Below are 23,603 nucleotides of genomic sequence, written 5' to 3'. Positions count from 1 at the left end.
GACTGAGCTGCGCAGGGCGAGGCGTCAACCGCGGGCTTCTCGGTGTTAGTAATGACGCCATCGCGAGCAAGCTCGCTCCCACACTGGATTCGCGGTGAACACAAACCCCCTGTGGGAGCGAGCTTGCTCGCGATGAGGCCTCTATAGACGCCGCAAAACTACAATCCTTCCAGTTCCGCCATCAAATCATTCAACCGATCCACCTTCTCCTCAGTGATCTCACTGGCCGCCAGCCCGTCGATGTATTCGGCCAGTTCCTGCACCGTGCTGCATTCGAACATCGCCCGCAGCGGCACGTTGCGTTGCAGGGCTTTTTGCACGCGCGAGGCGATTTGCGTCGCCAGCAGGGAATGGCCGCCCAGTTCAAAGAAGTTGTCGCGCACACCCACTCGCTCGACTTTCAGCACCTGGGCCCAGATGTCCGCCAGGGTCTGCTCCAGCGCGTTGCCGGGCGCCTGGTAGTCCTGGCTTTGCAACTGGCCGATCTCCAGGGCCGGCAAGGCCTTGCGGTCGAGTTTGCCGTTGGCGTTGAGGGGCAGGCGATCAAGCCACAGCCAGTGCAGCGGCACCATGTATTCCGGCAGTTCGCTGCGCAGGCGCTGCTTGATGCGCTCCAGGCGTTCGGTCGGGTTCAGTGCCGTGTCGGCAGCCACCAGGTAGCCCACCAGATGTTTGCCATTGGCGCCCTCCTGCACGCTCACCGCCCCATCGCGCACCTCTGGCTGTTCATGCAGCCGCGCTTCGATTTCCCCCAGTTCGATGCGGTAGCCACGAATCTTCACCTGATGGTCGATGCGCCCGACGTACTCCAACACCCCGTCGCTGCGTCGCCGCGCCAGGTCGCCGGTGCGGTACAAGCGCTCTCCCGGTGCGCCGAAGGGATTGGGCACAAACACCGGGGCGGTGCGCAACGGATCGCCGACATAGCCGCGCCCAACCCCGGTTCCCGCCACGCACAACTCACCCACCGCGCCAAGCGGCACCAAGTCCAGCGCGCCGTCGAGCAGGTACAAGCGGTTGTTGTCGGTGGGTGTGCCAATCGGCAGATACGTGCCGCGAGTCGAGGCCATATCAACACGGAAGAACGCCACGTCATCGGAGCATTCCGCCGGACCGTAGGCGTTCACCAGGCCGATGTCCGGGTAGCGCAACAGCCATTGATGGGCCAACTCCGGCGGCATCGCTTCGCCGGTGGGCAGCATCCAGCGCAGGCCGTCCAGACCGATTCGGTCCTGGGCGAGCATGCCCTGGATCAGCGATGGCACGCTTTCCAGCACGGTAATGCCCTGGTGTTGCACATGCTCCAGCAGCCCTTGCGGGTCGTGGGCGATGGCATTGGGCACGATGTCCACCCGGGCGCCGAACAACGGCGCGGCAAGGAACTGCCACACCGAAATATCGAAGCTCTGGGACGCCGTCTGGGCGATCACATCCGCCTCGCTCAGCGCCAGGTACGGCACTTTGCTGAGCTGGTTGTTGAGCATGCCGCGCTGTTCCACCATCACGCCTTTGGGCAGGCCGGTGGAGCCGGAGGTGTAGATCACGTAGGCCAGGTGGTCCGGCCCGCTGTAGACGCCGGGGTTTTCCTGCGACACAGCGCTGGCCTGGATGGCTTCCCACACCAGCAACTTCGGCCGCCCGGCACAGGCAAACTCATCCAGCAGTGCCAGCGCCTGGGCATGACAGGCCTGGGTGCAGACCAGCAGCGGCGTGCGGCTCAGTTCGATGATGCGGCTCAGGCGCTGGCTCGGCAGGCCCGGCTCCAGTGGCAGGTAACCGGCACCCGCCTTGAAGCTGCCAATGATCATACCTGGCAGCTCCGCATCTCGTTCGGCCAGCAGCGCCACCGGCTGATCGAGCCCGACGCCGGAAGCGATCAAGGCGTGGCCGAGGCGGTTGCTGCGGGCATTCAACTCGGCGTAGCTGTAGCTCGCGTCCAGGCAACTGACGGCGATGCGTTGCGGATGGGCGGCAACTCGCGCCTCGAACAGTTCGACGTAACTCTGCTCCAACGGATAGGCGTGCTCGCTCTGGTTGCAGCCGTGGATCAGGAAGTCCTGTTCCTCGGCGCCAATCAGCGGCAGCTCGGCCATATCACCGTGGAAACCTTCCATCAGCGCCAGCAGCAAGCGCTTGAACTCGCCGAGCAAGCCCTGGACGGTGGACTCATCAAAGTAACGCTGGTCATACGAAAGGTGCAGCCCCAGGTCATCCCCTGGATAGCAGACCGCCGTCAGCGGGAAGTTGGTGTGGGTGCGGCCCGAGTCCGACGTGGCGTTGAGGCTTTGGGCGCGATCCAGTACGGAGACTTCCACCGGCGCGTTTTCGAACACGAACAGGCTGTCGAACAGCGGCTGGCCCTTGGGCAGTTCGCTGACTTCCTGGATGCTCACCAACGGCAGGTATTCGTACTCACGCAGTTGCATGTTGCTGTCCAGCAAGCCGCCGAGCCACTGGCGCACACTGCACGGCTGATCGTCCTCGGGCATCTGCACCCGCAAGGCGACGCTGTTGATGAACAGCCCCACCGTGCGTTGCATCTGCGGCAATTCCACCGGACGTCCGGCGACGGTGACACCGAACAGCACGTCGCGATCACCGCTGACGCGCCGCAGTACCAGGGCCCACGCCGCCTGGGCGAAGGTGTTGACCGTCAATTGATGGGCCTGGGCCAGTTCCCGCAGCCGTACGCCGTCTTGGGCATCGAGGCGGGTGTAGCAGTCGCCGACGATCATGCCGCCACTGTCACCGGCGTGTTCACGCAGGAACGGTCGGTCGCCGGGGATCGGCGTAGTCCGCTCGAAGCCTTGCAGGTTGCGTTTCCACCACTGCCGGGCTTCGGCCAGGCTCTGGTGCTGCAACCAGCCGATGTAATCGCGATAACGCGGCGGCACGGCCAACTGCGGTTCGCGGTTTTCACCCAGGGCGGTGTAGATCTCGAAGAAATCGTCCATCAACAGCGAACGGCACCAGGCATCGATCAGGATGTGGTGGTTGCTCATCATGAACCAGTAGCGCGCCGCGCCGACCCGGATCAACCGCAGATGGAACGGCGCCTGGTTCAACAGATCGAAACCGGCCTCGCGCTCGCCCTTGAGCAACGCTTGCAGCTTGGCCTCTTGCTGGTCTTCGGGCACCTCGCACCAGTCGAGGTAATCCACCGGCGTGCTACCGGGCTTGTGGATAATTTGCAGCATGTCTTCGCCGACGTTCCAGCAGAATGACGCGCGCAAGGCTTCATGACGGGCGATCACCGCTTGCCAGGCCCGGGCAAAACGTTGCGGATCGAGTTCGCTGTTGATGCGGTAGCGGTCCTGCATGTAGTACAGGCCGGTGCCCGGTTCCAGCAAGGTGTGCAAGAGCATGCCTTCCTGCATCGGAGTCAGCGGGTAGACATCTTCGATCTGCCCGGCCGGCACCGGCAGGCTGTCGAGCTGGCCCTGGGTCAGTTTCGCCAGGGGGAAGTCCGACGGTGTCAGGCCGCCCGCCTCGTCCGTCAGGCAATGCTCGATCAGGCGTTGCAGCTCATCGAGGTAGGCCTCGGCCAGGGTGGCGATAGCCTGCCTGTCGTAGCGTTCGCGGCTAAAGGTCCAGCGCAACACCAGCTCGCCGCCGCTGACCTGGCTGTCGACGCTCAGCTCGTTGGGCAACGACGCATCGGGGTCGTGGATCGCGCCCAGCGGTTCGTCCAACGGCTGGAACAACGCGTCATGGCCCAGGGTCTGGTCGAGCTGGCCGAGGTAGTTGAAGGTGATCGCCGCTTGCGCCAGGCCGGCCATTGCCGCGCGACTCGCCGGGTCGGCCAGGTAGCGCAGCACGCCATAGCCAAGGCCCTTGTGGGGCACCGTGCGCAGCTGCTCCTTGATGGCCTTGATCGACGCGCTGAAGTCCTCGCCCGCAGGGCTCAGGCGTACCGGATAGACGCTGGTGAACCAACCCACGGTGCGAGTCAGGTCGATGTCCTCGAACAGCGCCTCGCGGCCATGGCCTTCGAGCTGGACCAGGGCCGATTCCTGGCCGCTGCAGCGGCACAGCACCCGGGCCAGCGCCGTGAGCAGCAGGTCATTGACCTGAGTCCGGTAGGCACTCGGCGCCTGTTGCAGCAGTTGCCGGGTGCGCTCGGCGTCCAGGCGCACGCTGACCGTTTGAGCGTGACGCTCCTGGCGCCCGCCATCAGGATGCGCGCAAGGCAGCGCCACATCCGGGCCACTCAACTGCGCTTGCCACCAGCCCAGTTCCTCGCGCAGGGACTCGCTGCCGGCGTAAGCCTGCAAGCGCGCGGCCCAATCACGCAACGGGCTGGTCTTGGCCGGCAATCGGGCGGTTTGCCCAGCGGCGATCTGGCGGTAGACGCTTTGCAAATCGTCCATCAGCACCCGCCACGACACACCGTCGACCACCAGGTGATGGATGACGATCAGCAGCCGTTGACGACCATCGGGCAACTGCGCCAGCACAGCGCGCAGCAGCGGCCCGGTTGGCAGGTTCAGACTGCGCTGCGTCTCGGCGAACAGGCTTTCACTGGCTTGCACACTCTCCACGGACACCGTCTGCAACAGCCCCGCCTCGGACAATGGCTGGTGCTCGGCGCGCCAGTGGCCGGCGTGTTCGTCGAAGCCCAGGCGCAAGGCATCGTGGTGCTGGAAGACGGCGCGCAGTGCCTGCTCCAGAAGTGGCGGGTCGAGGGTGATGGCCGGCTCCAGCAGCAATGCCTGGTTCCAGTGATGACGGTTGGGCATCTGGCTGTCGAAGAACCAGTGCTGGATCGGCGTCAGCGCAGACTCACCGTCCAACAGGCCCTGCTCGGCGCTTACCTGCTGGCTGCGGGTGGCAACAAAGGCCAGGGTCTGCACGGTCTGGTGCTGGAACAGGTCGCGAGGCGTGAAATGAATGCCCTGCTGCCGGGCACGGCTGACGACTTGAATGGACAGGATCGAATCGCCGCCCAGTTCAAAGAAGTTGTCGTTAAGCCCCACCTGTTTCACGTTCAGCACGTCGCACCAGATCGCCGCCAGGGTCTGCTCCAGGGCATTGCTCGGCGCCACGTAGTGTTGGCGATTGAGTTCAGGATCGGGCATCGGCAAGGCACGACGGTCGAGCTTGCCGTTGGCGGTCAGCGGCATGCTCGCCAGCAGGATCAGGTGCGTGGGCACCATGTAGTCCGGCAACTGTGCCTTGAGGTGGTTTTTCAGTGCATCGCGCAGGGTCGCTTGTTGCTCGGCGTCCTGTTCGGCGACGTCGGTCACCAGGTAGCCGGCCAGTTGCTTGCCACCTGGCGCACCAAGGGCCAGCACCACGGCTTCGCGCACGGCGCCGTGTTCCAACAGGCGGGTTTCGATCTCCCCCAGTTCGATGCGGAAACCGCGGATTTTCACCTGATGGTCGATGCGTCCCAGGTACTCCACCAAACCGTCGACGCGCTGGCGCACCAGATCGCCGGTGCGGTACAGCCGTCCGCCGTCGGTGGCGAATGGGTCGGCGACGAAGCGCTCGGCGGTCATGCCAGGACGCTGGTGATAGCCCTGGGCCAATCCCGCGCCGCCGACGTACAACTCACCCGTGGCGCCTTGCGGCACCAGGGCCAGATCGGCATCGAGGATGTACGCCACCCGAGCGCCGATCACGCTGCCAATCGGCACGCTGGCCACGCCCTCCTCCAGTTGCTCCGGGGCCAGGCTCGCCAACGGCATGACCACGGTTTCGGTCGGGCCATAGGCGTTGAAAAACAGGCTCGGACCGAAGGCGGCACGAATGCGTTGCAGATGCTCGCCAGTCAGGGCTTCGCCGCCGGTGATGCACATGCGCACCGGCAGGGTTTGCCCCTGGGTCGCCAGCCATTGCGCCAACTGGCTGCCGTAGCTGGGGGTGAAACCGAGGATGTTGACGCCATGCTCGCGAATCAGCCCACAGATCTCCTCGGCGTCCCACTGTCCCTGGGCCCGCAACACCACTTGGGCACCACTGAGCAGCGGCACCAACAGGCGCTCGGTGGCGGCGTCGAAGTTGATGGAATAGAAATGCAGCTCGCAATCGTCCGCTCGCATGCCAAAGCGCTTGATCACTGCCCGGCAATGCATGGCGATTTCACCGTGGGACACCACCACGCCCTTGGGCTTGCCGGTGGAGCCGGAGGTGTAGATCAGGTAGGCCTGATGCTGTGGCAGGTTGATCGACGGTGGCGCCTGGTCCGGGTACTGCGCCAGTGCCACCGAGTCATCTTCCAGGCACCAGCAGCCGACGCCCTCCGGTAATGTCCCGAGGGCCTGGAACATCGCCCGGTCGCTGAGCAGCAAGCCGACGCCGCTGTCCTCGATCATGTAGTGCAAACGGTCCAGCGGGTATTCCGGGTCCAGCGGCACGTAGGCGCCGCCGGCCTTGAGAATCGCCAGCAGGCCGATGACCATTTCCAGCGAACGCTCCAGGGCCAGGCCCACCCGCACCTGCGGGCCGACGCCACGCTCGCGCAGCATCCAGGCCAGGCGATTGGCGCGGCTGTCCAGTTGCGCGTAAGTCAGGGTCTGCCCGGCAAACGTCAGCGCCGGCGCGTCGGGTCGAGCCTCGACCTGTTCGCTGAACAGTTCGTGAATGCATTGATCCAGGCGATGCTCACCGGGCTCGACACCGAGGCTGTCGAGCATCTGTTGCTGCTCGCCAGCTTCCAGCAACGGCAGTTCGCTCAGGCGTTGGGCCGGGTCGGCCAGCAGCGCTTCCAACAGATTGCGCCAGTGCCCGGCCATGCGGGCGATGCGCGGTTCGTCGAACAGATCGGTGCTGTAGGTCAGGCAGCAGCCCAGGCGATGGTCGAGGTCGGTGACTTCCAGGTTGAGGTCGAACTTGGTGGCCCGGGCGTCGTTGGCCAGGTACTCGACGGTCATGCCGGCCAGGGTGCGGCTCTGCTGGAATTCCCAACGCTGCACGTTGCACATCACTTGGAACAGCGGGTTATAGGCGGCACTGCGCGGTGGTTGCAGGGCTTCCACCAGATGATCGAACGGCAAGTCCTGATGGGACTGGCCTTCGATCACGGTGTGGCGCACCTGCTCGAACAACTCGCTCACCGACATTTGCCCGTCGAGCTGGCAACGCAACACCTGGGTGTTGAGGAACGCACCGATCAGCCCTTCGCTTTCCGGGCGGATGCGGTTGGCCACCGGCGCGCCGATGCGCAGGTCGGTCTGGCCGCTGTAGCGATAAAGCAAAACAGCCAGGGCGGCGGTCATGGTCATGAACAGGGTCAAGCCCTGTTGCGCGTTGAAAGCGCGGACCCGGGCGGCCAGGTCATCGCTGAGGTCAAAACGCCACAGCTCGCCGCGATGGCTTTGCACTGGCGGACGCGGGCGATCGCCGGGCAATTCCAGCAATGGATGTTCACGGCCCAGTTGCGCGGTCCAGTAGTCCAGTTGCCGTTGACGCTCACCGGATTCCAGCCATTGGCGCTGCCAGACGCTGTAGTCCAGATACTGCACCGGCAAGGGTTCCAGGGGCGATTCGCGGTCGTCGATAAAGGCTTCGTACAGCGCACTGAGCTCGCGAGCGAAAATGTCCATCGCCCAGCCTTCGGTGACGATGTGGTGCAGGGTCAGTACCAGGTAATGCTCATGCTCGGCGGTCTTGACCAGGCAGGCCCGCAGCAGCGGTCCGCTCTCCAGGTCGAAGGGTTTGTGAGCCTCACTGTCCGCCAGTTGCTGGACCCGCTGTTCGCGGGTCTCAGCAGCCAGCATCGAGAAATCCTTCCAATCCATGCCCAGGCCGGTGGCGTCGTGCACCTGTTGCCGGGCCACGCCATCGACGCTCGGGAACGTGGTGCGCAGGGTTTCGTGACGCAGGACCAACGCCTGCAAGGCTGCCTCGAAGCGCCCGACATCCAGCACCCCGCGCAAGCGCGCCATGCCGCCGACGTTGTAGGCCGGGCTGTCCGGCTCCATCTGCCAGAGGAACCACATGCGCTGCTGGGAATAGGACAACGGCACCGGTTGGCTGCGATCGACTTTCTCGATCGGCGGCTGGCGGTTGGTCTGGCCGCTGGCCTGGATCAAGCGCACCTGTTCGGCAAACGCCCCGAGCTCACTGGCCTCAAACAACGTGCGCAGCGGCAGTTCGACGTCGCAGGCCTGGCGCGTGCGGGAAATGATCTGGGTCGCCAACAACGAATGGCCGCCCAAGGCAAAGAAGTCATCCCGCAGGCCGACGCGCGCAAGGCCCAGCACATCGCGCCAGATACCCGCGATCTGCTGCTCAAGGGCACTGACCGGCTCGACATGCTCGCGTACCTGCCATTGCGGTTCGGGCAAGGCGCGGCGGTCGAGTTTGCCACTCGGGCTCAGGGGCATGGCGTCCAGGCGCAGCAGTTGCGCAGGCACCATGTATTCCGGCAGTTCGGCGGCCAGGGCGGTTTTCAGACGAGTGCTCTGGGCATCCTCGCTTTCAGCGACATCCGCGGTGGTGTAATAACCGATCAGTTGCGCGCCGGCCGAGGTGTCGCGCACCAGCACCGCCACTTGGGCGACGCCGTCCTGGGCCAGCAGGCGCGCTTCGATTTCCTGTGGCTCGACCCGAAAGCCACGCAGCTTGACCTGCTGGTCGAGGCGGCCGAGGTACTCGATCACCCCATCGCTGGTCCAGCGTGCCCGGTCGCCGGTCCGGTACAGCCGCGCCCCGGCCGGCCCCAGCGGGTCGGCGATAAAACGCTCGGCGCTCAGGCCCGGACGTCCGAGATAACCCCGCGCCAGCCCGAGACCGCCGATGCACAGTTCGCCCGGCACGCCGGCCGGAACGGCGTTGAGTTCGCCATCCAGTACGCGGCACAGCACGTTGCCCAGCGGCCGACCAATCGGCGAGCGCTCGCCGTCGGCGTCCGTGCAATGCCAATGGGTGACGTTGATGGCGGTTTCGGTCGGGCCGTAGCGGTTGTGCAATCGGGCCGACGGCAGTTGCGCCAGCACCCGGTTGCGCAGCTCGGCGGGCAAGACTTCGCCGCCGGAGAAGACCCGGCGCAGGCTGGTGCAGCGGGCGCTCAGGGGCTCATCGATAAACAGGCTGAGCAGCGGCGGCACGAAGTGCAGCGTGGTCACGCCAAATTGCTGGACCAATTGCGCGATACGGTGCGGGTCGCGGTGTTCGCCAGGGCCGGCCAGTACCAGTTGGCTGCCGGTGATCAGCGGCCAGAAGCATTCCCACACCGACACGTCGAAGCTGATCGGCGCTTTTTGCATCAGCACATCGGTTTCATCCAACCCGTAGGTGGCCTGCATCCATTGCAGGCGCTCGGCCAGGGCCGCGTGGGTGTTGCCAACACCTTTGGGCTGACCGGTGGAGCCGGAGGTGTAAATCACGTAAGCCAGGTGATCGCCGTGCAGGTGCAGGCCCGGCGGGTTGCTCGGCCATTGCTCCAAATGCAAGGCGTCCATGGCGATGACGCTGACGCCCTCGCAGGCCGGCAAGCGTTCGAGCAACCCGGTTTGCGTCAGCAGCAAATCAACGCCGCTGTCGGCAAGCATGTAGGCCAGGCGTTCGGCCGGATAGTCGGCATCCAGCGGTACGTAGGCACCACCGGCCTTGATGATCGCCAGCACGCCGATGAGCAACTGCGGCGAACGCTCGGCGGCAATCGCCACGCACACGTCCGGGCCGACGCCTTTGTCCCGCAGGTAATGGGCCAGGCGATTGGCCTGGGCGTGCAGCTCGGCGTAGTCCAGGCCGCCGCCGTCCCACAGCAGCGCGGTGCCTTGCGGCGTGCGCCGGGCTTGCTCGTTCAACAGCTCCGGCAACCATTGGCTGGCCGGCGCGCACGGGGCCGCGCCCCACTGCTGCTGTTGGGTGTGTTCATCGGCGGTCAATAGCTGCACATCGCCGATGGCTTGTTGCGGATCGGCGCAGATGGCCCGCAACAGGTTGCAGTAATGCGCCGCCAACCGCTCGATGGTCGCCGCCTCGAACAACTCGTCGGCATAGTCGAACGACAGTGTCAGCCGACCGTTGCGATCTTCTTCGCTGTGCAGTTGCAGGTCGAACTTGGCTTCGCGGCTGTGCCATGGCAACTCCTCGGCCAACAGCCCCGGCAAGCGGCGCAAAGCGCTCAAATCCCGCTGCTGATGGTTGAACATCACTTGGAACAGGCCATGTTCCCGAGCTTCTGGAAACGCTTCGAGCAGTTGCTCGAACGGCAGGTCCTGATGGGCCTGGGCCCCCAGCGTGGCCTCCCGGGCCTGGGCCAGCAGTGCGGCGAACGGCTGGCGCGAATCGACCTGCCCGCGCAGCACCTGGGTGTTGATGAAAAAGCCGATCAGCCCCTGGGTTTCCAGGCGCGGACGGTTGGCGTTGGGCACGCCGATGCGGATGTCGGACTGGCCGGTGTAGCGCTGCAACAGCGCCTGGAAGGCTGCCAGCAACAGCATGAACGGGGTGGCGTCGTGGGCCTGGGCCACTTGGCGCAGGGCATCGCCGAGCCCTTTGTCCAGGCGCAGGCTATGGCGCGTAGCACTGCGCTGGTGCTGGGCGCTGCGGGGATGATCCGTGCCCAGCGCCAGGGTCGGATGTTCATCACCCAGTTGCTGTTTCCAGTAGCTCAGCTGACGCTCGGCCTCCCCTTGGGCCAGCCACTGGCGCTGCCAATTGCCGTAGTCGGCGTACTGCAACGGCAACGGCGCCAACGCGGCGACCTGCCCTTGGCAGGCTGCGGCGTACAACCGGGAAAACTCATCGATCAGCAGGTTCATCGACCAGCCGTCGGCGATGATGTGGTGCAGGGTCACCAGCAATTGGTGGTCGTCTTCATCGAGGCGCAACAGGGTGACCCGCAGCAGCGGTCCCTTTTCCAGATCGAACGGCGTGGACGCTTCATCTTCTCGAACCTGTCGCGCCCGGGCTTCGCGCTGGTCGGCAGGCAAGCCGCTGAGGTCGATCAGTTGCAGGTTGAATTCACCGGCTGGGTCGACCTGTTGCAGGGCCAGCCCGTCACGCTCCAGAAAACGCGTGCGCAGGGATTCATGGCGCTCGATCAGTTGCTGGAAACTGGCGCGCAAGGCGTCTGCGTCCAACTCGCCGCGCAGGTGCAAGGCGCCGGGAATGTTGTAGGCGTGGCTGGCCGGATCGAGCTGCCAGGTGATCCACAACCGGTTCTGCGCCAGGGATTGCGGCAAGGCTTCATGGCGCGGCAAAGCGCTGATTGCGCCCGGGGCCTGGCCGCCATGCTGTTGCTGGTTCGCCACCGCTGCCGCGAAAGCCGCCAGGGTGGGGGCTTCGAACAGCAGGCGCAGGTTCAGCGTCAGGCCCAGGGTTTCACCCAGCCGCGCAACCACTTGGGTGGCAGCGATGGAATTGCCGCCCAACAGGAAAAAATGATCGTCAGCCTGGACCTGTTCGACCTGCAACTGCTCGCGCCAGACCTGGCCGATCAGCGTTTGCAACTGCGACGACGAGCCGGCTTCACGGGCGTCTTCAACCTCGGCCGACGGGAACAGTGCATAACTGTCGAGGCTGCCGTCCGCCAATCGAGTGCGGCAGGCCGAACGCTGCAACTTGCCGCTGGAGGTCTTGGGCAACGCGCCGGGATTGAGCAGCACCACCACGCTCGGCGCTTGCTGACAGGCTTCGGCCACGGCCTGGCGAATGGCTTTGATCAAGGCCTCGGGCGGCAGGATTTTCTGCACACTGCGGCTGATTTCCGCCGCGATGCCAATGCCTTCCTCACCGCCGTCGTTGACCGCGAACGCCGCCACCCGGCCCTTGCGCACCACGTCTACTTCGCGCTCGATGGTTTGCTCGATGTCCTGAGGATAGAGGTTATGACCGCGCACGATCAGCAGGTCCTTCAGACGGCCGGTGATGAACAGCTCACCGTCACGCAGGAAACCCAGGTCGCCAGTGCGCAACCAGGTGCGACCCTCGTGCGTCACAAAGGTCTTGGCGCTGGCTTCGGGGTTGCGCCAGTAGCCGTGGGCGATGCTGGGTCCGCTGGCCCAGAGCTCGCCCACCTGATTGTCGGCCAATGGCTGCAATGTGCTGGGCTCGACGATCAGCACCGCGTGCCCGGGCTGGCTGACCCCACAACTCATCACCGCGCTGCCCTGCCCCGCCTCGGCGCGGTTTTGCGCCAGCGCCGCGTCATCCAGCCGGAGCGCGGGAATGCCGTGACGGCGCGGCGTGCCGGCGACGAACAAGGTCGCTTCGGCCAGGCCATAGGAAGCCATGAAATTGTCTGGTGTGAAGCCGCACGGGGCGAATGTCTCGGCGAATCGCTCCAGGGTGTCGAGACGGATCGGCTCGGAGCCCGAATAGGCCACGCGCCAGCCGCTCAGGTCGAGACGCTTGAGGGCCAAGTCGCTGACCCGCTCACTGCACAGCCGATAGGCGAAGTCCGGACCGCCGCTGATGGTGCCACCGTACTCGCTGATCGCTTCGAGCCAACGCACCGGCCGGGCCAGGAAGTACGCTGGCGACATCAGCACGCAGGGTACGCCGCTGAAAACCGGCTGCAACAAGCCGCCGATCAAGCCCATGTCGTGGTACAGCGGCAGCCAGCTGACAATGACGTCATCGGGGTTCAGGTCGATGCCGAAGCCGTGGCGGATCAATAACTCGTTGGCCACCAGGTTGCCGTGGCTGACCTGCACGCCCTTGGGCAATGCGGTGGAGCCGGAGGTGTATTGCAAAAAGGCAATGTCATCATCCTGCAGCGTCGGCGCCCGCCATTGCCCGGCAATGGCCGGGTCGAGGGTATCGACGCACAACACCGGCGGCGCCGATTCGATGGCTTGCAACGGCTCACGCAGATCGCTGCTGGTGAGCAATAGACGCGGTTCGGCATCAGCGATGATCGACAGCAGGCGCTCCTGATGATGGCGACGGGTGGATTCCGGCGGGTAGGCCGGCACGGCAATCACCCCGGCGTACAGGCAGCCAAAAAACGCCGCGACGTAATCCGGGCCGCTGGGGAACAGCAGCACCGCACGCTCGCCAAATGCCGCTTCGGCCTGCAACGCGGCGGCAATGGTCCGGGCACGCAGGTCCAGCTCGCGATAACTCAACACCACACCCTGCTCCGCGGTGTCGGCAAGGAAGCGCAAGGCCACCCGATCCGGCGTCAACGCGGCGCGGCGCTGGAGGGCATGGGCCAGGGTGCTGGGGAGTTCGAACGCGTCGGTCATGGGGTTTCCTGCCTGAAATTCGGCTTGCAAGTAGTCACCCATGGGAACGGATATCACCGGTAAATAATTAGTCAGCCACCTCCTGCACCAGAACGTTCGCCTGCCACGGGCCGCGACAATAGGCCGCGCTTCTCACGCTGGACTTCGACACATCAATAATTCTTTTTCTCAATTGACAATCATTATCATTAAGCCTAATTTGTCGCTCGATGTGTAGGACAAGTCCGGCAATCCGGTCGTCCTGCTAACTTTTTGCAGCAAGGTGAATTCCATGACGGAACAAGTATCCACAAGCAGGTGCGACTCACCGTTACTTCAGGCGTTCGTCGATAACCGGCTGATTCTGGTCAAGATCGCAGCGCGCATCACCGGTTGCCGGTCCCGCGCAGAAGATGTGGTGCAAGACGCGTTTTTCCGCCTGCAATCGGCGCCGCAGATCACCTCCTCGTTCAAGGCTCAGCTCAGCTATCTGTTCCAGATCGTGCGCAACCTGGCGATCGACCACTACCGCAAGCAGGCGCTGGAACAGAAATACTCGGGGCCGGAAGAGGAAGGTTTGAATGTGGTGATCCAGGGGGCTTCGCCAGAAACGTCTCACATCAATTTTTCGACGCTGGAGCACATCGCCGATGCGCTGACCGAATTGCCCAGCCGCACCCGATACGCGTTCGAGATGTACCGCCTGCATGGCGTGCCACAGAAAGACATCGCCAAGGAACTGGGGGTCTCGCCGACCCTGGTGAATTTCATGATCCGCGACGCCCTGGTGCATTGCCGCAAGGTGTCCGGGGTGCGTGGGGATACCTTCGCCCGGCGGTGATTTTGCAGTGGCTTTACTGGCCCCATCGCGAGCAAGCTCGCGATGGCGGCCTGATGACCGCCCCTACCCTCACATCAACCCACACCGATCAAAAAAACGCTCCCGCCCCAGGATCATCAGCGCCGCCCGTTTGTGGGGGAAATCGAATTCCTTCGCACAATGGAAACACTGGTTGTGCAGATGCCCGATCATCCGCGCATTGTCGGCCCGGGGCTCGGCCACCACACGCTGGGTACGCGGGTCGTCGAGAAACAGGTAGTGCACCAGCGCCGACAACCAGCTCGCCACCTTGTGCGGTCCCCGGTGCTGTTCTTCGCCCACCAACATGTGAATGCCGCGATCGTAGTTCTCGGCGTCATAGAACGGTGCGATTCGATCTTCCTTGGCCCAATAGGCTTCGAAATAGGCGAACGGTTGGTCGTCGAAGCAACCGATCAAGGTCAAGACCCGAGGGTCGTTCTGCAGCGTGCTCAAATACTCGCGATGCTGTTCCAGGCTGCCCTCCTCCTGCCAGAAACTCGCTACCCGGGGACTGTTCTGCCAGCGATTGAAACGCGTCAGGTCCTGCTCGATTTCCAAGGTGCGCAAGGACACCCAGGCGCCCAACCGCGCATCGAAGCGCCGGTACACTTCCCCTCGTGGCTTCACCGGCCGACGAGGATGGCGCTTGCCGTCGGTGATGATCATCTGTTGCGGGTAACTGCCGCTGAACGACTCCCCCAGCCAGGGTTGTGGCAGTTGCCAGAACATTGTGCGCTCGCAGACGTATTCGCCGGGACGCTCGGCACTCGTCAACAAGCCACTGAGCAAGGCTTCGTCGGGATGCTCGGCGAGGTGCCAGGTCAGGCGCTGACAGGCGCAATCGCGGGCAAACAGCCAATAGCAGGCCGCCCATAGCGCCGGACCGACGGGGCGGTCGTGGACTTCCTGCAAATGCACATGCAGCTCAGGACCGCGCTCCAGGCGCAGCCGGATCAGCGGCGCGCCTTCAAGCAGCAGGCTCAAGTGGCGTTCGGTTTCATCGGCGCCGAGGCGACGACCGCCGGGCAAGGGCAGCATCGTCGGGTGGTGGAGGTTGGACATGGAAGGGGCTCACGTATTCGTCGGTAGTCAACGTGTGACGTGAGCCGGGAAGGGAAATTTAGTGTCGTATTCAATGGTCGTGCGTTGGCACCACATTGATCTGGTAAGGCCTGAAAATCGCCAGCATTTGACCATCGTCTCGCAACTTCTGCAGCAACAGTCCAAACGCTTCACTGGAGATCGGTGCCTGCGGCCGGATCAGCGCGTAATGGTGGTAAACCTGATCGATACGCTCGGATATCAGCAGTTGGGGGCCGACGTCGGGATTGCGTAACACGTAATCGCTGAGATACGAACGGGTCACCAGGGCAATGTCCGCACGCCCCCGCAGCACCATCAGCAAGTTGCTGTCGTGGGGATAAGTCAGCGTGGCGTTGTATTGGCCGGCGAGGAACTTGGGGTCGGCGTTGAATTCGGCAAAAGCGTAATGGTAGCCGCTGAACAGGGCCAGGCGCTTGCCCCGCAGGTCTTCAAAATAGCTTTGCTGGCGATCCGGCTGGCGCTGAGTGACAAAGATCTCCGCATCCTCCAGGCCCATGTCCACTACCGTGTGGGGCACGTCCTTCCAGCCCCAGTCGGGGTTCTCGAAAATCGCCATATCGACCCGACCCTGCTTGAAATCATTGAAACGACGCGGAATCGACGTCGGCACCAGCACAAACTGGTAGTCGGTTTGCGAGCGATTCAAGGCCTCGACCAGTTGCGGCAGCAAGCCGGTGTCGGCGCCGTTTTCGGGGCGAACGGTATAGGGCGGAAAATGCGCTGCACCGATCCGGACCAATTGCGCCGCCGAGGCAGGCAACATCAAGAAAATGGCCAGAGCAGCCAGCAGAACACGCGAGGTCATCCCCATCGGCGAAAACGTCAAGATAACCCACTCCCCAAAAGTATCGTCAATACAATGAAGCTAGGCGGTTTCCGCCGCTTAGCCAGCCATTGGGCCATTTAAAGCGCCGCTGATTATTGCCGTTCTTCAAGCACCAGGATCAGGGCTTGTTCGGCCAGCTCATCAAGGCTCAGGCTGCCTTCGGCGCGAAACCAGGTGGTGGTCCAGGACAACGCGCCAGTGAGGAAACGCCGGGTAATGAACACGTCCCCGCGAATATACCCGGCCTCCTTGGCCTGGCCCAAGACTTCGAGCCACAAGTCTTCATAAATATCACGCAAGGCCAGCACTTGCCTTTGCCCTTCCTGGGACAACGAGCGCCACTCATAGACCAGCACCGCCATCGCCTCGCCGCTGCCGCCCATGATCGACTGCAATTCGCAGCGGATCAGCGCCAGCACCCGCTCGCGCACGCTACCCGCCTCGGCCAGGGCCGCGCGCATCAACGCGGTGTTGTAGCGGATGGTTTCTTCCATCACCGCCCGCAGGATTTCGTCCTTGCTTTTGAAGTGGTGGAAGATGCTGCCCGATTGAATGCCCACGGCGCTCGCCAGGTCGCGCACGGTGGTGCGCTCGAAGCCGTTGTTGCGAAACAGGTGAGCGGCGGTCTGGAGCAGTTTGCCACGAGCGCTGTCCGGATCGGTCAGTTGCCCTTGGTCGACCAGCTCACGCATCACGCTCAGGGCTTTTTGCTCATCCACCCGTTCTCTCCTACAGTCGATCAATCCGCGTGCGGCCACTGCACCAAAGCGGCGGGGTGACGCGGGCAATTTAAGCCGGCCGGGGCAACCTAGCAAGCGCTCGGGCAGAAGAACCAGCGGTCGTTTACAGACCAAGCGCTTGCTTGGTAGTCTCGAGCTTCGTTTGTCGGAGGGAACTCCATGCCAAAAACGATCCGTATCGGTTGCGCCAGCGCCTTCTGGGGCGATACCTGTACCGCTGCGGCGCAACTGGTGGAAAACGGGGCACTGGATTACCTGGTGTTCGACTATCTGGCCGAGGTCACGATGTCGATCATGGCCGGGGCGCGCATGAAGGACCCGGCGGGCGGCTATGCCACGGACTTCATCGAGGTGCTCACGCCCCTGCTCCAGCGCTTGCACGAAGGCAGAATCGGCGTTATCAGCAACGCAGGCGGGGTCAACCCACAGGCCTGCGCCGCGGCGCTGCAAAGGGCCTGCGATCAGGCTGGCGTACCCTTGAAGATCGCCGTGCTACGGGGTGATGACCTGCAACCGCACTTCGAACAACTCGCCGGCCAAGGCATCCGCGAGATGTTCAGCGGCGAGCCCCTGCCGCCCGCCTGCGTCTCCACCAATGCCTACCTCGGCGCGCCCGGCATTGTCGAGGCGCTGCGCCTGGGAGCCGATATCGTGATCACCGGTCGCGTGGTGGACAGCGCCGTGGTCAGCGCCGCCCTGGTGCACGCGTTCGGCTGGGCCTGGCACGACTATGACAAACTGGCCCAGGCCGCGCTGGCCGGGCACCTGATCGAGTGCGGCGCCCAGTGCACCGGTGGCAATTTCACCGACTGGCGGGAGGTACCGGATTACGAGCACATCGGTTTTCCCATCGTTGAAGTCAGTGCCGACGGCCAGTTCATTGTCACCAAGGCCGAAGGCACCGGCGGGCTGGTCACACCACTGACCGTCGGCGAGCAACTGCTGTACGAAATTGGCGACCCGCAAGGCTACCTCTTGCCAGACGTGATCTGCGATTTCAGCCAGGTCAGGCTGATCCAACAAGGCAAGCACGCGGTGCGCGTCCACGGGGCCAAAGGCTTGCCACCCACCGACCAATACAAGGTCAGCGCCACGTGGCTGGACGGCTTTCGCTGCACCGCCACCTGCCTGATCGCCGGCATCGATGCGGTGGCCAAGGCCGAACGGGTCAGCCAGGCGATCATCGCCAAGACCTCGCACCTGTTCAGCCAACGCGGCTGGGCGCCCTACAGCGAAGTGAATATCGAGCTGCTGGGCAGCGAAGCCACTTACGGCCAGCACGGCCTGCGTCAGGACAGCCGCGAGGTGGTGATCAAAATTGCCGTGCGGCACCCGGATAGAGTGGCGCTGGTACTGTTTTCCAAGGAGATCGCCCAGGCCGCCACCGGCATGGCGCCGGGGCTGACCGGCCTGGTCGGCGGCCGACCGGCAGTGTCCCCGTTGATTCGCTTGTTCTCGTTCCTGATCGACAAAGCCACCTGCCGGCTCTACATCGAACTCGACGGCCAGCCTCACCCCTGCCCCCTACCGGCTCTTGAACCGCTGGAAACCATTGACTTGCCGATCCCCCCGGACCTGCCAAAAACCCACGGCCGGGCCGATGCCAGCGTGCCGTTGGTGAAACTGGCGGTGGCCCGCTCCGGCGACAAAGGCAACCACAGCAACATCGGCGTGATCGCCCGGGAACCCGAATACCTGCCGTGGATCGCCGAGGCGCTGACCCCGGAAGTGATGGTCGACTGGATGAGCCACGTACTCGACCCACGGCTGGGCCGCGTCGAGCGCTGGTATTTGCCAGGCACCCATAGCCTGAACTTCCTGCTGGAGAACGCCCTCGGCGGCGGTGGCGTTGCCAGCCTGCGCATCGATCCCCAGGGCAAGGCATTTGCCCAGCAGTTGCTGGAGATTCAGATACCGGTGCCGCAAAGCATCGCCGATCAGCTCAACTAAAGGACGGTCGCCATGGTGAATGCCCATGGGTTAAACACAGGTTCTGCGCTAGTCCGTTCGAGTGAGAGGAATCCTCATGCCGGTGATCGAATCGCAGCTTGACCCGCACAGTGCCGACTACGCCCGCAATCACGCGGCGATGCTGGCGGGTGTCGAACACCTGCGCCAGCTCGAACAGGCCGTGCTGGCGAAAGCCGCCCAGGCCCAAGGTAAATTCGACAAACGCGGCCAACTGCTGCCACGCCAGCGCTTGAACCTGCTGCTGGACCCCGGCGCACCGTTCCTCGAACTGGCAAGCCTGGCCGGCTACAAACTCCATGACGACAAGGACGGCAGCCAGGCCGGCGGCGGCCTGATCGCGGGAATTGGCTATGTGTCCGGGGTGCGGGTACTGGTGGTGGCGAACAACAGCGCGATCAAGGGCGGGACGATCTCCCCCAGCGGCCTGCACAAAACCCTGCGCCTGCAACAGATTGCCATGGAGAACAAACTGCCGGTCGTCACCCTGGCCGAGAGCGGTGGCGCCAACCTCAATTACGCCGCGCAGATTTTCGTCGAAGGTGCGCGCAGCTTTGCCAATCAGGCGCGGATGTCGGCCATGGGCCTGCCGCAGATCACCGTGGTGCATGGCTCGGCCACCGCCGGCGGTGCTTATCAGCCGGGGCTGTCGGATTACGTGGTGGTGGTGCGCGACAAGGCGCGGCTATTCCTGGCCGGGCCGCCGTTGCTCAAGGCTGCCACCGGCGAAGTCGCCACCGAAGAGGAACTGGGCGGCGCACAGATGCATGCGCAAGTGGCGGGCACCGCCGAGTACCTGGCGCAGAACGACGCCGATGGCGTGCGCCTGGCCCGGGAAATCCTCAGCCTGCTGCCCTGGAACGCGCAACTGCCACCGCTGCCGCAACGGAACTGGACAGAGCCACGCTACCCCGCCGACGAATTATTGGGACTGATCCCGGACGATCCGAAGAAACCCTACGATGTGCGAGAAATCATCGCCCGCATCGCCGATGACTCGAATTTTCTCGAATTCAAACGCGAATTCGACGCCCAGACGATCTGCGGCCACTTGCACATTCGCGGCCATGCCTGTGGCCTGATCGGCAACAACGGACCGATCACGCCCAAGGGCGCCAGCAAGGCCGCGCAGTTCATCCAGTTGTGCGACCAGAGCCGCACGCCACTGCTGTTTCTGCACAACACCACCGGGTTCATGGTCGGCACCGAGGCGGAACGCCAAGGCGTGATCAAGCACGGGGCCAAAATGATCCAGGCCGTGGCCAACGCCCGCGTACCCAAGCTCACCGTTGTGGTGGGCGGTTCCTACGGCGCCGGCAACTACGCCATGTGCGGTCGCGGGCTGGACCCGCGCTTCATTTTCGCCTGGCCCAACAGCCACACAGCGGTGATGGGCGGCGCCCAGGCCGGCAAGGTCCTGCGTATCGTCGCCGAGGCCACGCAGATCAAAAACGGCCTGCCCCCCGATCCGCAGATGCTCGACCAGCTCGAGCAGACCACCGCGCAGAAACTCGACAGCCAGTCCACCGCCCTCTATGGCAGCGCCAACCTGTGGGACGACGGGCTCATCGATCCACGAGACACCCGGACGTTGCTGGGCTATCTGCTGGACATCTGTCACGAGGCCGAGGTCCGGCCGCTGCAACCCAACAGCTTCGGCGTGGCCCGTTTCTGAGGACGCTCCACGGCTCACAGGAGAACACTGAAAATGATCTTCACCCAGGAACACGAAGCACTGCGGCGCACCGTTCACCAGTTTGTCGACCATGACATCAACCCCTACGTCGACGAATGGGAGAAAGCCGGGCGCTTCCCCATCCACGAAATTTTTCGCAAGGCCGGCGGACTGGGGCTGCTGGGGATTTCCAAGCCGCAGCAGTTCGGCGGCATGGGCCTGGACTACAGCTATTCGATCGTCGCCGCCGAGGCATTCGGCACCATCCATTGCGGCGGTGTGCCGATGTCCATCGGTGTGCAGACCGACATGTGCACCCCAGCCCTGGCCCGTTTCGGCTCCGATGAGTTGCGCGAAGAATTCCTGCGTCCGGCCATCCGTGGCGAACAGGTGGGGTGCATCGGCGTCTCGGAGGTCGGTGCCGGTTCCGACGTCGCCGGCCTCAAGACCACCGCCCGCAAGGATGGCGACGACTACGTCATCAACGGCAGCAAGATGTGGATCACCAACGCACCGAGCGCCGACTTCATGTGCCTGCTGGCCAACACGTCGCAGGACAAGCCGCACATCAATAAATCACTGATCGTGGTACCGATGCACAGTCCTGGCATCAGCCTCGGTGCGCACCTGGATAAACTCGGCATGCGCAGCTCGGAAACCGCCCAGGTGTTCTTCGACGACGTGCGGGTGCCGCAACGCAACCGCATCGGCCAGGAAGGCGCCGGGTTCATGATGCAGATGCTGCAGTTTCAGGAAGAGCGGCTGTTCGGCGCGGCGAACATGCTCAAGGGCCTGGAGTATTGCATCGACAGCACCATCGAGTATTGCAAGGAGCGCAAGACCTTCGGCACGGCCCTGATCGACAACCAGGTGATCCACTTTCGCCTGGCGGAACTGGCCAGCGAAATCGAATCCCTGCGGGCGCTGGTCTATCAGGCTACCGAGCAGTACATCCACGGCCAGGACGTCACGCGACTGGCGTCCATGGCCAAGCTCAAGGCCGGACGCCTGGCCCGGGAAGTCACCGACAGCTGCCTGCAATACTGGGGCGGCATGGGGTTCATGTGGGACAACCCGGTGGCGCGGGCCTATCGCGACGTGCGCCTGGTGTCCATCGGCGCCGGTGCGGACGAGATCATGCTGGGCATCATCTGCAAACTCATGGGGATTTTGCCGGGGAAAAAAACATGAGTGCATCGCCTGCCAGACCGCCATCGCGAGCAAGCTTTGCTCCCACAGGTGAATCCACTCACCGGGCATTGTGGGAGCAAAGCTTGCTCGCGATGAGGCCCTGACGGCCCCCACTAAAACCCAGGAATGACCCCATGCCCGCCTTCAGCAAAATCCTCATCGCCAACCGTGGCGAAATCGCCTGCCGGATCCAGCGTACCGCCCAGGCCTTGGGTTATCGCACGGTGGCGGTATTCAGCGAGGCCGACGCCGACGCGCTGCATGTGCGCATGGCCGACGAAGCCGTGCTGATTGGCCCGGCCTCAGTGCAACAGTCATACCTCAACCAGCCGGCCATTCTCGATGCAGCCCGACGCAGCGGCGCCGATGCAATCCACCCCGGCTACGGCTTCCTCTCGGAAAATGCCGGGTTCGCCAAGGCTTGCCAAGAAGCCGGCCTGGTATTCATCGGCCCTAGCCCCGAGGCCATTGACCTGATGGGCAGCAAGCGCCGCTCGAAAATCACCATGATCAAAGTCGGCGTACCCTGCATTGCCGGTTACCAAGGCGCCGCCCAGGACGACGACACCCTGCAGCGCGAAGCCGCGCGCATCGGCTACCCGCTGATGATCAAGGCCAGCGCCGGCGGTGGCGGCCGAGGCATGCGCCTGGTGCAGCGGGCCGAGGACCTGCTGGAACAATTGCGCAGCGCGCGTTCCGAAGCACTGCACGGCTTCGACAACGACGAGTTGATTCTCGAACAGGCCTTGATCAATCCACGGCATGTGGAGGTGCAGATTTTCGGCGACCACCACGGCCAGTTGATCCACCTGGGCGAACGCGACTGTTCGATCCAGCAGCGCCACCAGAAAATCATTGAAGAAGCACCCTGCCCGGTCATGACCAGCGAACTGCGCCAGGCCATGGGCGAGGCGGCGCTCAAGGCCGGCCGCGCGGTGAATTACGTCGGCGCCGGCACCGTGGAATTTTTGCTTGTCCCGGATGGCCGGTTTTATTTCCTAGAGATGAATACGCGCCTGCAGGTCGAACACCCGGTGACCGAACTGATCACTGGCCTGGACCTGGTGGCCTGGCAACTGGATATTGCCGCTGGCCTGCCGTTACCCCTGCGCCAGGAACAGGTCGTGTTCAGCGGCCACGCCATGGAAGTACGGCTTTGTGCGCAAGACCCGGCCGCCGATTTCCTGCCTCAGACCGGACGGTTGATCGGCTGGCAGCCGCCCACCCGGGACGGCGTGCGAGTCGACCATGGCCTGCGGGAAGGTCAGTTCATCACACCGTTCTACGATCCGATGCTGGGCAAACTCATCGCCCACGGCGCCACCCGCGAAGAGGCGCGACGCAAATTGTTGCGCGCGGTGGAGGATTGCCTGCTGCTCGGCGTCCAGAGCAATCAGCGATTGCTGGCGGGGTTGCTGACGCATCCGCGGTTCATCGACGCTGATTTCAGCACCGGATTCATCGGGCAGCATTTCGCCGGTCACGCTGCCCTTCAGCCCCACGAGCCCACAACCGAACAGCTTGCCATCGCCACGGCCCTGTTTTATCAGGCTTCGCACGCACGACAGGCTCCCGGCCTGGGCGGCTGGCGCAACAACGCTGGCGCGGTGCTGCACTACCGGATTGGCGCGCAGGAACGCGATTGGACGCTGACCCTGGCCGCCGAAACCGACGGAAAACTCACAATCCGCATCGCCGAGCGTGTGATCGAACTGCAATTGCTCGACGTAGATCGATATGACGCCACGCTGCTGATCAACGGTATTCGCCAACGCCATGCCTGGCGCCTCGACGGCACCGACCTGTGGCTGTTCACCGGCCCTGGCGGCCTGTGCTTGCAAGACCGGACTCAGCTCCCCATCGCGCCCGAGACCAGGCCCGGCGACGGCATGCTCAAGGCGCCAATGGACGGCGTCATAGTCGAGCTGCTGGTCAGCGAAGGCTGTGCGGTGCGCCAGGGACAACGGCTGATGGTCCTGGAAGCGATGAAAATGGAGCACCCACTCAAGGCCGGCATCGACGGGACAGTCAGACAATTACAGGTCAAACCAGGCGATCAGGTGAAAAATCGCCAGGTTTTGTTGCAGGTCGAGACAGGGCACTAGGCGGATGC

Annotated in this window: 9 protein-coding genes; 5 read left to right on the top strand and 4 right to left on the bottom strand. The window is 63.9% G+C overall.

The genetic code is table 11. The features are described 5' to 3' along the window. Positions 1-158 precede the first annotated feature (158 nt). Positions 159-13,145: a non-ribosomal peptide synthetase gene (locus ACWNZ1_RS02105; RefSeq protein WP_456027318.1), complete on the bottom strand. Its 12,987-nt coding sequence runs from the start codon at positions 13,143-13,145 to the stop codon at positions 159-161. A gap of 271 nt (positions 13,146-13,416) precedes the next feature. On the opposite strand from ACWNZ1_RS02105, the gene ACWNZ1_RS02100 reads away from it, so the two are divergent. Then, on the top strand, positions 13,417-13,965 hold the full coding sequence (locus ACWNZ1_RS02100; RefSeq protein ID WP_024619408.1) for an RNA polymerase factor sigma-70: 549 nt from the start codon (positions 13,417-13,419) through the stop codon (positions 13,963-13,965). A 69-nt stretch (positions 13,966-14,034) separates the two neighbouring features. On the opposite strand, the gene ACWNZ1_RS02095 is transcribed toward ACWNZ1_RS02100, so the two are convergent. The 3 genes from ACWNZ1_RS02095 to ACWNZ1_RS02085 all read right to left on the bottom strand — a co-directional run bounded on the left by ACWNZ1_RS02095 (position 14,035) and on the right by ACWNZ1_RS02085 (position 16,635). Then, positions 14,035-15,048 carry a GNAT family N-acetyltransferase gene (locus ACWNZ1_RS02095; protein ID WP_456027317.1) on the bottom strand — a complete coding sequence of 338 codons (1,014 nt, stop codon included), beginning with the start codon at positions 15,046-15,048 and terminating at the stop codon, positions 14,035-14,037. Between the two features lie 70 nt (positions 15,049-15,118). After that, entirely contained in the window at positions 15,119-15,895 is a 777-nt protein-coding gene (locus ACWNZ1_RS02090; RefSeq protein WP_456027444.1) for a substrate-binding periplasmic protein, read from the bottom strand. A 113-nt stretch (positions 15,896-16,008) separates the two neighbouring features. Further along, entirely contained in the window at positions 16,009-16,635 is a 627-nt protein-coding gene (locus ACWNZ1_RS02085) for a TetR/AcrR family transcriptional regulator (RefSeq protein ID WP_135844458.1), read from the bottom strand. 180 nt (positions 16,636-16,815) lie between these two features. On the opposite strand from ACWNZ1_RS02085, the gene ACWNZ1_RS02080 reads away from it, so the two are divergent. The 4 genes from ACWNZ1_RS02080 (at position 16,816) to ACWNZ1_RS02065 (ending at position 23,595) form a co-directional block, all read left to right on the top strand. After that, the gene (locus ACWNZ1_RS02080) at positions 16,816-18,606 is read left to right on the top strand and encodes an acyclic terpene utilization AtuA family protein (RefSeq protein ID WP_135844457.1); all 1,791 of its coding nucleotides are present in this window, start codon (positions 16,816-16,818) and stop codon (positions 18,604-18,606) included. 76 nt (positions 18,607-18,682) lie between these two features. Next, entirely contained in the window at positions 18,683-20,299 is a 1,617-nt protein-coding gene (atuC, locus tag ACWNZ1_RS02075; RefSeq protein ID WP_135844456.1) for a geranyl-CoA carboxylase subunit beta, read from the top strand. Positions 20,300-20,332: 33 nt separating this feature from the next. After that, positions 20,333-21,490, top strand: a complete 1,158-nt coding sequence (gene atuD, locus ACWNZ1_RS02070; protein WP_135844455.1) for a citronellyl-CoA dehydrogenase — start codon at positions 20,333-20,335, stop codon at positions 21,488-21,490. A gap of 134 nt (positions 21,491-21,624) precedes the next feature. Next, positions 21,625-23,595 carry an acetyl/propionyl/methylcrotonyl-CoA carboxylase subunit alpha gene (locus tag ACWNZ1_RS02065; RefSeq protein ID WP_265072841.1) on the top strand — a complete coding sequence of 657 codons (1,971 nt, stop codon included), beginning with the start codon at positions 21,625-21,627 and terminating at the stop codon, positions 23,593-23,595. Positions 23,596-23,603 lie beyond the last annotated feature (8 nt).

This window comes from Pseudomonas sp. CFBP 5748 (assembly GCF_053850495.1).
The sequence above is the reverse complement of the archived record's forward strand: the minus strand, read 5'-3'. Positions and strand labels throughout refer to the sequence as shown.

Coding starts and splice junctions, on each gene's coding strand:
- atuD (WP_135844455.1), top strand. CDS start 20,333: ATGATCTTCACCCAGGAACACGAAGCACTGCGGCGCACCGTTCACCAG.
- ACWNZ1_RS02100 (WP_024619408.1), top strand. CDS start 13,417: ATGACGGAACAAGTATCCACAAGCAGGTGCGACTCACCGTTACTTCAG.
- ACWNZ1_RS02095 (WP_456027317.1), bottom strand. CDS start 15,048: ATGTCCAACCTCCACCACCCGACGATGCTGCCCTTGCCCGGCGGTCGT.
- atuC (WP_135844456.1), top strand. CDS start 18,683: ATGCCGGTGATCGAATCGCAGCTTGACCCGCACAGTGCCGACTACGCC.
- ACWNZ1_RS02065 (WP_265072841.1), top strand. CDS start 21,625: ATGCCCGCCTTCAGCAAAATCCTCATCGCCAACCGTGGCGAAATCGCC.
- ACWNZ1_RS02090 (WP_456027444.1), bottom strand. CDS start 15,895: ATGACCTCGCGTGTTCTGCTGGCTGCTCTGGCCATTTTCTTGATGTTG.
- ACWNZ1_RS02105 (WP_456027318.1), bottom strand. CDS start 13,145: ATGACCGACGCGTTCGAACTCCCCAGCACCCTGGCCCATGCCCTCCAG.
- ACWNZ1_RS02080 (WP_135844457.1), top strand. CDS start 16,816: ATGCCAAAAACGATCCGTATCGGTTGCGCCAGCGCCTTCTGGGGCGAT.